The organism is Azospirillum sp. (assembly GCF_050789165.1).
The window spans coordinates 58,964-70,392 of sequence record NZ_JBOZRT010000038.1 but is presented as its reverse complement, the minus strand read 5'-3'; the positions used below and the strand labels follow the sequence as shown (position 1 = coordinate 70,392).

The following is an 11,429-nucleotide window of genomic DNA, read 5'->3' as shown; positions in this document are numbered from 1 at the left end:
TTGGACAACGGAGCGACCCCATGAAGGTGAACGGCACGGCCTACCGCACGATCTGGCTGGCGCAGGACGGCTGGACGGTCGAGATCATCGACCAGACCAGGCTGCCGCACGATTTCGCGGTGGTCCGTCTGACCAATCTGGAGGAGGCGGCGCACGCCATCCGCGCCATGCTGGTGCGCGGCGCCCCGCTGATCGGCGCCACCGCCGCCTACGGCGTCGCGCTGGCGCTGCGGGCGGACGCCTCCGACGCGGCGCTCGACCGGGCCTGCGAGGTGCTGAACGCCACGCGGCCGACCGCGGTCAACCTGCGCTGGGCGCTGGAGCGCATGCGCCGCCACCTGCATGCCCTTCCGGTGGCGGAGCGCGTCGCCGCCGCCTACGCCGAGGCGGGCGCGGTGGCCGACGAGGACGTCGCCATCTGCCGCGCCATCGGCGAGCACGGCGCCGCGCTGATCCGCGAGGCCGCCAAGCGCAAGGCGCCCGGCGAGCCGGTGCACGTGCTGACCCACTGCAACGCCGGTTGGTTGGCGACGGTGGACTGGGGCACCGCGCTGGCGCCGATCTACGTCGCGTTCGAGGAGGGCATTCCGCTGCACGTCTGGGTCGATGAGACCCGCCCGCGCAACCAGGGGGCCAGCCTGACGGCGTGGGAGCTGAACCGGCACGGCGTGCCGCACACGGTGATCGTCGACAACGTCGGCGGCCACCTGATGCAACATGGGCAGGTCGACCTCTGCATCGTCGGCACCGACCGCACGACGGCCAGCGGCGACGTCTGCAACAAGATCGGCACCTACCTCAAGGCGCTGGCGGCGCACGACAACGGCGTGCCGTTCTACGTGGCGCTGCCCTCGCCGACCATCGATTGGCGCCTCGACGACGGTGTCAAGGAGATCCCCATCGAGGAGCGCCACGGCGCCGAGGTGACCGACCTGACCGGCATCACGAAGGACGGCCGCATCGAGACCATCCGCGTGACCCCGGAGGGCAGCGATGTGGCGAACTTTGCCTTCGACGTGACGCCGGCCCGTCTGGTCACCGCGCTGATCACCGAGCGCGGCGTCTGCCCGGCCTCACGGGAGGGGCTGCTGGGCCTGTTTCCGGAACAGCGTGCGGTGGCGTAACGGCCTTGGCGCCGTGAGCGGCATGCGCTATGCAGGTCCGCTCAAAACGGAGGCTATGACCCATGACCGATTGCCCCTGCGGCTCCGGCAAGACGCTCGAGGCGTGCTGCGGCCCGTACCTGTCGGGCGCCGCTCCGGCGCCGACGGCCGAGGCGCTGATGCGCTCGCGCTATTCGGCGTTCGCCGTGAAGAACGTCGACTACCTGCACGACACGCTGCTGCCCGAGACGCGCCACGACTTCAACCGCGAGCACGTCACCGACTGGGCCAACAACAGCGAGTGGACGGGCCTGGAGGTCCGGTCGACCGAGGCCGGCGGAACGCAGGACAGCGACGGCGTGGTCGAGTTCGTCGCCCGCTTCCGCGTGCAGGGCAAGGACTACGTCCACCACGAGACCAGCACCTTCAAGAAGCAGGACGGCGTCTGGTACTACGTGGACGGCATCATGGGCCAGCGGCCGCGCACCGCGCCGAAGGTCGGCCGCAACGATCCGTGCCCGTGCGGCAGCGGCAAGAAGTACAAGAAGTGCTGCGGGGCGGCGGCGTAACGCCGCCCTCCCTTTTTCCCCTTGAGCCCTACTTCAGCATCAGCTTGGCCAGCTTGTCCGGCAGGGCGCCCTCCAGCGCCAGCAGATGGGCCTTCAGCAGGCTGGCCACCGCCATGGCGTCGGTGATCTCGCCGCGCATGGCCATCCCGTAGGCTTCGCGGAAGGGGACCCGGCGGATCTGCAGTTCCTCGGTGTCCTCGGGCTCGGCGAGGCCCTGTTCCAGGTCCCAGGCCAGGAAGGTGTGCGCCACCTCGTCGGTGATGCTGTTCGACAGGTGGACGGTGAGCAGCGGGTGCCAGTGACGGGCGGTCAGGCCGGTCTCCTCCAGCAGCTCGCGCTGCGCCGACTCCAGCGGCGGCACGCCCGGCTTGCCGCCGCCCTCCGGGATCTCCCAGCTGTAGGTCTTCAGCGGAAAGCGGTACTGGCCGACCAGCGTGGTGCAGCCGTCGGAATCGATGGGGATGATGCCGGTGGCGATGTGCTGAAGGTGCACCACCCCATAGATGCCCGGCTTGCCCTTGGGGTTGAGCACGTCGTGCTCGACCACGCGGATCCACGGGTTTTCGTAGATCGGCTTGGTCAGAAGGATCGTCCAGGGATTGCCGGTCTTGTCGGGCACGCGGGGCCTCCGTCGGTTGCGGGCGGACTATAGGCAGTGCGGCACGGTGCCGCAACGCGCCGCTTCGGTCGTACCCCGCCCGCCATCCGCGGAGCCGCAGCAGAACGCGTTTCCTCGTTCCTTCGAATACCAAGAGAATCCGTGGAAACTTATCGTAAAACAAAAATACTTGAACCGGACACGGATCGAACTTACCACTTTATTGCAGGAAGGTAACGGGCGTTGCATTTTTCGTAAAATGCATCCCGGATTTTCTGCTTGCCGCGTGTTGCCGAAGCGCGACCGTTCCTTTTCGGTGAGCTGGAGAAGCCGGTGGATCCGAACGACATCCAGCGCTGGTTGAACCCGGATTGGCGGGACCGGCTGGAGGCGTGGTGGGAGGGCTACGACCTCGCGCACCTCTACGCCCAGGCCAAGGAAGCCAAGGCGATGCGCGCCGCGCGCTGGGAACTCAAGCCCTCGCCGCGCCGGCTGGAGACCGTGGCGGCGACAGAACCGCCGCCCGCCATTCTCATCGACGACCCACCTCCCGTCCCCCCGGAATTTGACGAGGACCCCGAGGTCCGCCAGCTCGAAGGGCTGGACATCGACCGCCGCGGCAAGCCCGTCTGGTCGGTGGAGCAGGTGCGCGGCGCGCAGATGCTGTGGGGGGACGACTTCGTCGGCCCCGGCGATGCCCAGTTCATGGTGGACGCGGTGCGCCCGTTCGGGCTGAACCCGGCAAAGAGCGTGCTGGACTGCTCGGCCGGGCTGGGCGGCGCGGCGCGCGCCATCGTCGGCGCCTACGACACCTGGGTGACGGCACTGGAGCCGTCACCGCTGCTGGCCAAGCTGGGCCAGCGCCGGTCCGAGGCGCTCGACCTCGGCCGCAAGGCGCCGGTGATGCCCTACGACCCGGAGAGCTTCAACCCGGCGGGCAGCTACGACCTCGTGCTCGCCGACCGCATCCTGCACCGGGTGCGCGACAAGGGGCCGTACCTCGACCATCTGTGTGAGTGCGTGAAGCCCAGGGGGTCGGCGCTGCTGATGGACTACGTCATCGACGGCGCGCCCGCCTCGTGGGACAGCTGGAACGCCTGGAAGGACACCGAGCCTCTGGAGCTCTACCCCTGGACCGCCCAGCGCATGAAGGACGAGCTGGTGCAGCGGAACATGGACGTGCGCATCGTCGAGGATATCACCGCCAAGCTGCGCCGCCTGATCGTCGAGCGCGTCCGCTGGCTGGCCGACGCGCTGCAGAACGCAACGGCCGACCGCGGCCTGATGGCCGGCCTCGCGCGCGAGCTGCAGCTGTGGTGGGCGCGCCTCAAGGTGCTCGGCCACGGGCTGCGGTACTATCGCTTCGTCGCGCTGAAGCCGGCCTGAACGCCTCAGTCGTACTTGCGCACGTCGTCGATGACCTTGCCGTCGTTGGGCAGGCTGCCCGGCGGTTCGATCTCGACGCGGCCCTTCAGCTTGGTGACGGCGGCCAGCGTGTCGGCCACCGCGGCCTCCAGGCCGGGCTCCGGCACCGCCTCGATCTTCAGCAGCATGGTGTCGGCATCACCCGGGCGGTCGACCACAAGGCGGGCGCGCAGCACGTCCGGATGGCGCTTCAGCACCTCGGCGATCTGGCGCGGATGGACGAACATGCCCTTGACCTTGGTGGTCTGGTCGGCGCGGCCCATCCAGCCCTTGATGCGCGTGTTGGTGCGCCCGCACGGGCTGGTTCCCGGCAGCACCGCCGACAGGTCGCCGGTGGCGAAGCGGATCAGCGGGTAGACGCCGTGGCTCGGCACGGTGATGACCACCTCGCCGACCTCGCCGTCCGGCACCGGATCGCCGGTGCCGGGGCGGACGATCTCCAGGATCACCTCCTCGGCCACCACGAGGCCCTCGCGCGCCGTCGTCTCGTAGGCGATCAGGCCGAGGTCGGCGATGCCGTAGCTCTGGTACACCTGGATGCCGCGCTCGGCGTAGAAGGCGCGCAGCGGCGGCAGGAAGGCGCCGCCGGTGACGTGGCCGATGGTCAGCGAGGGCAGCGCGACGCCCAGCTCGTCCGCCATCTCGAGGATGATCTTCAGGTAGTCGGGGGTGCCGACGTACGCGGCCGGCTTCAGCGCGGCGATCACCTGCACCTGCTGCTCGGTGTTGCCGGTGCCGGCGGGAAAGACCGGGCAGCCGATGGCGTGCGCGCCGGCTTCGAACATGCGGCCGGCCGGGGTGAAGTGGTAGGCGAAGCAGTTGTGGACGATCCGCCCCTTGCGCACGCCGCTGGCGTACAGCGCGCGCGCCGTGCGGTAGTGGTCGCCGCCTTGGCCCTCCGGGTCGAAGATCGGCCCCGGCGAGCAGAAGATGCGCGCCAGATCGCCGGCCGGAACGCCGGTCAGCCCGCCGAACGGCGGCTCGGCCGCCTGCATCTCGGTCAGCTCCGACTTGCGGGTCACCGGCAGGGCGGCCAGCGCGGCGCGGCTGGTGACGGCGGCGGCATCCACCTCGGCCAGCAGCCGGGCATAGGCCGGCGCGTTCGCCTTGGCGTGCGCGATGTGGCCGGGCAGCGCCGCCATCAACGCCGCCTCGCGCGCCTGCGGGTCGCGGGTTTCCAGGGTATCGTAGTGCTCGCCGCTCATGTGCGTTTCCGTTCCCAGGCTTCTTGTCGTTGCCGGCAACGGTAGCGTGGCGCCCGGCCCCGCACAAGGGGCGCTCCGAGGGGAATGGGAACGGCGATGGCCCTCTCCCGGTGGGGCCGGGAGAGGGCTTCTGGACTCAGCCGGCGCGCATGTGGGTGACGAACTGGTTCACCTGGGTGCCCAGCGTGCGCACCTCGTCGGCCACGGCGGTGGAGGCGTCCAGCACCTTGTGCGCCGACTGCCCGGCGTCGGCGGCGGCCTTGGCCACGATGTCGATGTTCTCGCGCACGTGGCGGGTGCCGTCCGCCGCCTCGCCGACGTTGCGGGCAATCTCGCGGGTGGCGGCGCTCTGCTGCTCGACCGCGGCGGCGATGGTCGCGGCGATCTCGTTGATCGCGCGGATCGTCCCGGCGATCGAGCGGATGGCGCCCACCGACTCCTGCGTCGCCGTCTGCATCGCGGCGATCTGCTGCGCGATGTCCTCGGTGGCCTTGGCGGTCTGGGTGGCGAGGTTCTTCACCTCGCTCGCCACCACCGCGAAGCCCTTGCCGGCATCGCCGGCCCGCGCCGCCTCGATGGTGGCGTTCAGCGCCAGCAGGTTGGTCTGACTGGCGATGTCGGAGATCAGCTGCACCACCTCGCCGATCTTCTGCGCCGCGTCGGACAGTCCTTCCACGGTGTGGTCGGTCTTCTCGGCGTCGGTGGCCGCCTGCCGGGCGATGCGGCTGGAATTGCTGACCTGCTGGCCGATCTCCTGGATCGAGGCGGACAGCTGTTCGGTCGCCGCGGCCACCGCCTCGACGCTGCCGGCAGCCTGCTGCGATGTGGCGGCGGCGGTCGCCGCCTCGCCGGTGGTCTGCTCGGCGGTGCGGGTCATGCTCTTGGCGACGTCGTGCATCTCGTCGGCGGCGCGCGACACGCGGTCGAGCACCCCGCGCACCCCCTTCTCGAAGCTGTCGGCCATCTCCAGCAGCATGCGGCGGCGTTCCTCGGCGGCGCGGGTGCGCTCGGCCTCGGTGCGGGCGGTGGCCTCGGCGGCCTGCCGTGCGGTGTCGCGGAACACCACCAGTGCCTGCGCCATGTCGGTGATCTCGTCCGACCCGCCCTGCGGGATGGCGGCGTCGAGCTGGCCGCCGGCGATGGTGCGCATCGCTTCGGCCAGACGCTGGATGCGGGCGACGATGACGCGGCCCACCGTGTACCAGGCCAGCAGCACGGCGCCGACCAGGCTGCCGACGGCGAAGGCGATCAGCCAAACCCGGCCCCGCTCGATGGCGGCGCCGGCCTCGGCCGCGGCTTGGTCGGTCTCCGCCTGCATGGCGGCGACCTGCTCCTCGACGGTCCTGGAGAGCTGGGCGGCGAGCGCCCGGTTCTCGCCCAGCACCTTGGCGGCCTCGGCCTGCGCGGCCAGTTCGGCCTCGCGCAGGGCGAACAGGTTGATGTCGCCGCGGCGGCCGAAGGCGATCAGGCGGTGGACCGCCTTGTCGAGGTCCTGCCCCGCTGCCCCGCCGAGAGCCTTCAGGCGCTCCTCCACCGCCTTCGCGGCGCCGTCGAAGCGGGTGCGCAGCACGCCGACGCGCTCGGCGTCGGGGGCCTGCGCCGCCTCGTTCAGCGCACCAGCCAGCAGGTTGCCAGAGGCGGCCAGCTCCAGGTACACGCGCAGCTGCGGCAGGCCGGTGACCAGCACCTCGTTCAACGAGTCCTTGGTCTCGGTCAGCACGGTGTCGATGGCGATCTTGATGCGGCCGCGGGCGCGCATGACCAGCGTGTCGAACTCGCCGGTCATCTCCTGGGCACGGCCGCGGACGGCGGCGCCAGCCGTCTGGGCGCGCTCGTTGAAGGAGGAGCGTTCGACCAGCGAGATGTCGGTGCGCAGCGCCTCCTTGCGCATCTTCACCGGCCCTTCCGGGCTGTCGATCAGGTGGTACAGCTCTTCGACCTGGGCCTTCATCTTGTCGCCGCCGATCCAGTCCGACGGCTTTGCGAGCCACGAGAACAGCGAGGAGGCGGCGCGCGTGATCTCCATCTCCTGGGTGAGGAGCTGGCCCATGTCCTCCGAGGCGGCGGCGCGCTCCCCGGCGTCGGCCAGCACCAGCAGCTGGGTGCGGATCTCGTACACGGCGATCAAGTCGCTCAGCGCCTGATCCATGCTCTTCAGCTCGACCTCGGTGAAGTTGAGCAGGGAGTCGCCCTTGGCGCGCAGTTGCTCACCCGAGCGCTCGACCAGCGGGGCCAGGGTGGCCAGGAAGGCCTCGTGCGTCTTGGCCAGATCGGTGAGCGCGCCCATGCGGCGGTCGCGCACCTCGATACGGCGGGTCAGGGCGGCGTTCTGGCGCTCCAGCGTGCCGATCATCGCCTGCGCCTGCGCCTTCACCTGCCCCAGCTGCGGGTCGTTTGCGCGGCTGCGCGCCAGATCGTCCACCAGCCCGATCAGACCGCGGGCGCGGGCCAGGATCTGCTCCGCCAGCTCCTGCCGGCGCGCCTGGCTGTCAGCGGATTCCAGGGTGGGGGCGGCGGCGGCGACGCTGCTGCTCTCGGTGGACAGGCGCTTGGCCAGCGCCATTTCCGGCAGCTTGACGCCGACGATGCGGGTCAGCGGCGCCTCGACCGCGGAAAACGACATCAGGCCGACCAGACTGGCGGCCACGGTCATGCCGGCGATCCCGGCGAAGGCGAGGAGCAGCTTGGCCCGCACGCCGAACCGGCGCGCGCCTTGCTCCATCGGGCTGACACTGGCGGTCATGGGAGTTCCCCTTCCCTACGCTCTTTAGTTTTATGTCTGCTCTGTAATAGAGTTTTGTTTAGCGTGCCGACTGCGGGTGGACAAACCGTTAACGGCCCAAGGTTTTTTTGTCGCGGGAGGGTCACGAGGCGCTTGCAATGCGGCGGCTCCGCCGCTATGTTCCCCGCCCGACGCCGCAGTAGCTCAGGGGTAGAGCAACTGATTCGTAATCAGTAGGTCCGGGGTTCAAATCCCTGTTGCGGCACCACTCTAAGGCCCTGGAAGGTAACGCCTTCCGGGGCCTTTCCATGTGCGCTATCGGCATCTTTGGGAATGCCAGTAAGCACCCGGCAAGCACGGGAACACCAATCCTGCGGCGGGGGCCCATCATGTTCTGGATTGCAGGGGCCATATCCAACAGCGCACACGCGGCCAGTTGGCCAGTTCCATAGTCAAACCGGACACCGCTTTCAACAAAAGCAATCATCCAGTCCGTCAGGGGCTGCCGAAGCGCTATGCCTTCAGATCGGAATTCTTCGATACCGAGCAATGCAAGAGCGTGCAAAATCAGCCGTTCGTCACCATGGTGAACTCGTCTCATCTGAAGTCGTAAGCACGCCGGTGCTCGGCTTCAGCATAACAAGTCCGGCGGCAAGGGATAGAGCGGCCACGCCTCCGACCCGCCTCATGGACCGGTCGTTTCCAGGCACCGGACAGCTGTGCTAGGGTGCCCCCATCATTTGCAATCATCGGTTGGCCTGCCATGTTCGGGAAGCTTACGGGCAATGGGCCCGACCTCGGTGTTGCGCGGAGCGCTCGCCCGGCCGGCCGGCTCAACGGGGCTGAGCGGCTCTACCAGATCCCGATCGACAGCACCGTGCCGGATCTTCTGAAGCCGGCCCAGGAGGAACTGCCGTGAACGTCCTGTTCCCGGCCAATACCGGCCAGCGCTACTACGACATCCACTTCCGCAGCGTGCTGGAGGTGCTGCGTCACGGCGGTGCCCATGTGGAGTTGGAGGAGATCCCGTCAGAAAGCGAGACGCTGATCATCGTCAACATCGACGGCCAATGGACGCTCTTCGACTGCTCCGACGCCGGCCTCTGGCGTTCAGATAGCCGCTTCCCAGTCTTCAAGTTCCACCACCGCACCGACGAGCGCTACGCCAACGTCTTCCCGTTCGCACCGGTGTCCTTCTTCAACTGGGTCGGGTTCGGATGCCTGCGCGCCGAGGTCGCCTATGACCCGGCCCGTGCCATGACCATCGCCATGCGCCAGCGCCCCTACGGCAACGCCGTCGAGCGGCGCAACGCGGTCCTCGCCCAACTGCGCGCGGCGTTCACCGACCGGCTGGCCTGCGATCTGCTCCCGCAACCGGCGTTCTGGCGGAACGTGTCCAGCATCCGGCTGGCGGTGTGCGTGCCGGGGCAGAACAACAACATGCTGGACCGCGGGCAATACCAGTACATGGCGCTGGGAGCCGCGACGGTGTCGCCGTACCTGCCGGAGCTGCTGCCCTTCGATGCCACGCTGGACGGCTGCTACATCCCCTGCCGCGACGACTACGCCGACCTCACGGCGGTCATCGACGGCATTGACGACGAGGCGCTGCTGGCTACCGGACGGCGGGCGGCCGATCTGTTCCAGCGGACCTCGATGCCCGACCGTCTGGTCGAGTGGGTCGACCGCTGCCTGGCCCGGTACCGGGCTCTTTGAGCTTCCTCGTCCAGGCAGACCGCGGCGACAGCGAAGGCCGCTGGTCCCGAATCCGGCACCAGTTTCGAAGGCCCCGGAGCGCTCGGCGCTCCGGGGCCTTCTTCTGCATCAATGACCGCCGAAATGCAGGGCGGTCGGCGCCAGCCAGCCGATCACCGTGATGGCCGTCCCCAGCACGCCCAGGCCGGCCGATAGCCACGCCAGCGGCAGGAAGCCGGTGATCACCGTCGCCGAGGCCAGCACGATGGCCAACTGGAAGGCCGCCGAGCCGTACTCGAACATATGGTAGGCGGACAGGGAGGTGTCGCGGATCGCCTCGGCCTGCTTGGCGCGCGCCGCCAGCTCCTTGCGGCCCTCCTGGGTCTCGGGCTCGGTGTCGTAGCGCTGAGCGGCCTGGTTCCAGCTGTCCACCTGCTTCTGCAACGCCGCCTTGCGCTCGTCGGGCAACTCGGGGGTGATCTGCAGCTTCACCTCCTCGGCGGCGGTGCGCATGGTGGTCATGCGGATGGTCTTGGCCTGGAAGAAGGCCCAGAGGTTCGATGCCTCGACGTTGCGGTTCAGCGCCTCGGTCTGCGCGCTCTTGCCGGCGGCTTCGGAGATGGCGAGCAGAGCCGCCAGACCGGCGATCATCAAACCGATGCGGCGGTTGGAGGAATGGCCGCCGTGCGCCGCCTCATGGGCCTTCTCGTGGTGTTCGAACGCTTCGGACATCTCGTGTTTCCTTGTGCTGGCCGAAACCGGTGAGCGGGGGGAGGATGCCGTCTCGCGCCGTCTCGCGCTACCCCGTTCGCGTGAGGCTTGCGCGGGGACCGGCGGACCCGGTATCAGGGTTCCCCGTTCCACCAGACCCGTGAGTGAGAAATCCATGCGCGCCTTTGACGGCCAGCATTCCGACAACGTCGCCATCAAGCGCACCCGCGAGCAGAAGGAGCGCGCGCTGCGCGAGATGAAGGAGCAGCTGGCCACGCTGAAGAGCCATGCGGCCCCGGCGATCCGCGAGGCGTTGGTCAAGCGCATCGCCGAGATGGAGGCCGACCTGAAGGCGCCGCCGCCCAGCCGCAACGACCGCGGCCCGCGCTCCGGCGACCGGCCCGGTGACCGAACCGGTGACCGCAACGCCGATCGGGGCGGCTTCCGCAGCCCGCGGCGGGGATGAGCGGCGAACCGGCGGCGGCCGGCCGCACGCGCGTCTGGGACCAGCCGTGGTTTCTGCTGCTGCCGGCCCCGCTGTTCTGGTCGGGCAACTTCGTGCTCGGCCGCGCGGTGGCGGACGCGGTGCCGCCGGTGGCGCTCGCCTTCTGGCGCTGGACGCTGGGGGCGCTCATCCTGCTGCCCTTCGCACTGCCCTACCTGCGGCGCGATCTCGCCGTCATGCGGCGGCACTGGAAGATCATCGTCCTGCTGACCGTGCCGGGCATCGCGGTCTTCAACACCTTCGCCTACATCGGGCTGGGCCACACCACCGCGCTCAACGGGGTGATGATCCAGTCCAGCATGCCGGTGATGATCGTCGGCATGAGCTTCCTGTTCTTCCGCGACACCGTCACCCCGGTGCAGGCGCTGGGCATCGCGGTGTCGCTGACCGGCGCCATGACGCTGGTGTCGCGCGGCGATCCGGCCGCGCTCGCCAATCTGCGCTTCAACGTCGGCGACCTGTGGATCCTGGCGGCCTGCGTCGCCTACGCCGCCTACACCGCGCTGCTGCGCCGCCGGCCCGGCGTGCACGGCTTCAGCTTCATCGTCGTGACCTTCCTGCTGGGATCGGCGATGCTGCTGCCCTTCATGGTGTGGGAAGGGTTGAGCGGGCGGCCGCTGCAACTCACCCTGACCTCGGTGGCGGCCATCGGCTACGTCGCGGTGTTCCCGTCGATCCTCGCCTACATCGCCTTCAACCGGGCGGTGCTGCTGCTGGGCGCCAACCGGACCGGGCTGTCGATCCACCTGATCCCGGTGTTCGGCAGTATCCTCGCCATGCTGTTCCTCGGCGAACGGCCGCAGTGGTTCCACGCGGCCGGCATCGCCCTCATCGCGGCGGGCGTGGTGCTGGCGACGCGCCGTCCTCATGCGAACGGCGCCTGATGGAAGCCATCA

Annotated in this window: 11 protein-coding genes and 1 tRNA gene; 8 read left to right on the top strand and 4 right to left on the bottom strand. The window is 69.3% G+C overall.

The window, feature by feature from the left end; translation table 11 throughout:
- Positions 1-20 precede the first annotated feature (20 nt).
- On the top strand, positions 21-1,124 hold the full coding sequence (gene mtnA / locus ACRWK7_RS08335) for an S-methyl-5-thioribose-1-phosphate isomerase (protein WP_431855741.1): 1,104 nt from the start codon (positions 21-23) through the stop codon (positions 1,122-1,124).
- A gap of 62 nt (positions 1,125-1,186) precedes the next feature.
- A complete protein-coding gene (locus ACRWK7_RS08330; RefSeq protein ID WP_431855740.1) occupies positions 1,187-1,672 on the top strand; it encodes a YchJ family protein in 486 nt (161 codons plus the stop codon).
- A gap of 28 nt (positions 1,673-1,700) precedes the next feature.
- On the opposite strand, the gene ACRWK7_RS08325 is transcribed toward ACRWK7_RS08330, so the two are convergent.
- A complete protein-coding gene (locus tag ACRWK7_RS08325; protein ID WP_431855739.1) occupies positions 1,701-2,291 on the bottom strand; it encodes an NUDIX domain-containing protein in 591 nt (196 codons plus the stop codon).
- 312 nt (positions 2,292-2,603) lie between these two features.
- Here ACRWK7_RS08325 and ACRWK7_RS08320 point away from each other — a divergent pair, with 312 nt between their 5' ends.
- The gene (locus tag ACRWK7_RS08320; protein WP_431855738.1) at positions 2,604-3,656 is read left to right on the top strand and encodes a class I SAM-dependent methyltransferase; all 1,053 of its coding nucleotides are present in this window, start codon (positions 2,604-2,606) and stop codon (positions 3,654-3,656) included.
- Positions 3,657-3,661: 5 nt separating this feature from the next.
- Here the strand turns inward: ACRWK7_RS08320 and ACRWK7_RS08315 are convergent, their stop codons facing one another.
- Both ACRWK7_RS08315 and ACRWK7_RS08310 read right to left on the bottom strand, forming a co-directional pair.
- The gene (locus ACRWK7_RS08315; protein WP_431855737.1) at positions 3,662-4,900 is read right to left on the bottom strand and encodes a phenylacetate--CoA ligase family protein; all 1,239 of its coding nucleotides are present in this window, start codon (positions 4,898-4,900) and stop codon (positions 3,662-3,664) included.
- Positions 4,901-5,036: 136 nt separating this feature from the next.
- Positions 5,037-7,643, bottom strand: coding sequence for a methyl-accepting chemotaxis protein (locus tag ACRWK7_RS08310; protein WP_431855736.1), 2,607 nt, complete (start codon positions 7,641-7,643; stop codon positions 5,037-5,039).
- A gap of 172 nt (positions 7,644-7,815) precedes the next feature.
- Here ACRWK7_RS08310 and ACRWK7_RS08305 point away from each other — a divergent pair.
- The 3 genes from ACRWK7_RS08305 to ACRWK7_RS08295 all read left to right on the top strand — a co-directional run bounded on the left by ACRWK7_RS08305 (position 7,816) and on the right by ACRWK7_RS08295 (position 9,338).
- Positions 7,816-7,890, top strand: a tRNA-Thr gene (locus ACRWK7_RS08305).
- Positions 7,891-8,385: 495 nt separating this feature from the next.
- Positions 8,386-8,541 carry a hypothetical protein gene (locus ACRWK7_RS08300; protein WP_431855735.1) on the top strand — a complete coding sequence of 52 codons (156 nt, stop codon included), beginning with the start codon at positions 8,386-8,388 and terminating at the stop codon, positions 8,539-8,541.
- Positions 8,538-9,338, top strand: a complete 801-nt coding sequence (locus tag ACRWK7_RS08295) for a hypothetical protein (protein WP_431855734.1) — start codon at positions 8,538-8,540, stop codon at positions 9,336-9,338. The genes ACRWK7_RS08300 and ACRWK7_RS08295 overlap by 4 nt, the downstream gene beginning before the upstream one ends.
- A gap of 108 nt (positions 9,339-9,446) precedes the next feature.
- On the opposite strand, the gene ACRWK7_RS08290 is transcribed toward ACRWK7_RS08295, so the two are convergent.
- Positions 9,447-10,049 carry a DUF4337 domain-containing protein gene (locus ACRWK7_RS08290; protein WP_431855733.1) on the bottom strand — a complete coding sequence of 201 codons (603 nt, stop codon included), beginning with the start codon at positions 10,047-10,049 and terminating at the stop codon, positions 9,447-9,449.
- A 154-nt stretch (positions 10,050-10,203) separates the two neighbouring features.
- Between ACRWK7_RS08290 and ACRWK7_RS08285 the strand changes: the two genes are divergently transcribed.
- Positions 10,204-10,494 carry a hypothetical protein gene (locus ACRWK7_RS08285; protein WP_431855732.1) on the top strand — a complete coding sequence of 97 codons (291 nt, stop codon included), beginning with the start codon at positions 10,204-10,206 and terminating at the stop codon, positions 10,492-10,494.
- Positions 10,491-11,417, top strand: coding sequence for a DMT family transporter (locus tag ACRWK7_RS08280; RefSeq protein ID WP_431855731.1), 927 nt, complete (start codon positions 10,491-10,493; stop codon positions 11,415-11,417). The genes ACRWK7_RS08285 and ACRWK7_RS08280 overlap by 4 nt, the downstream gene beginning before the upstream one ends.
- Positions 11,418-11,429 lie beyond the last annotated feature (12 nt).

Coding starts and splice junctions, on each gene's coding strand:
- mtnA (WP_431855741.1), top strand. CDS start 21: ATGAAGGTGAACGGCACGGCCTACCGCACGATCTGGCTGGCGCAGGAC.
- ACRWK7_RS08330 (WP_431855740.1), top strand. CDS start 1,187: ATGACCGATTGCCCCTGCGGCTCCGGCAAGACGCTCGAGGCGTGCTGC.
- ACRWK7_RS08315 (WP_431855737.1), bottom strand. CDS start 4,900: ATGAGCGGCGAGCACTACGATACCCTGGAAACCCGCGACCCGCAGGCG.
- ACRWK7_RS08310 (WP_431855736.1), bottom strand. CDS start 7,643: ATGACCGCCAGTGTCAGCCCGATGGAGCAAGGCGCGCGCCGGTTCGGC.
- ACRWK7_RS08300 (WP_431855735.1), top strand. CDS start 8,386: ATGTTCGGGAAGCTTACGGGCAATGGGCCCGACCTCGGTGTTGCGCGG.
- ACRWK7_RS08290 (WP_431855733.1), bottom strand. CDS start 10,049: ATGTCCGAAGCGTTCGAACACCACGAGAAGGCCCATGAGGCGGCGCAC.
- ACRWK7_RS08285 (WP_431855732.1), top strand. CDS start 10,204: ATGCGCGCCTTTGACGGCCAGCATTCCGACAACGTCGCCATCAAGCGC.
- ACRWK7_RS08280 (WP_431855731.1), top strand. CDS start 10,491: ATGAGCGGCGAACCGGCGGCGGCCGGCCGCACGCGCGTCTGGGACCAG.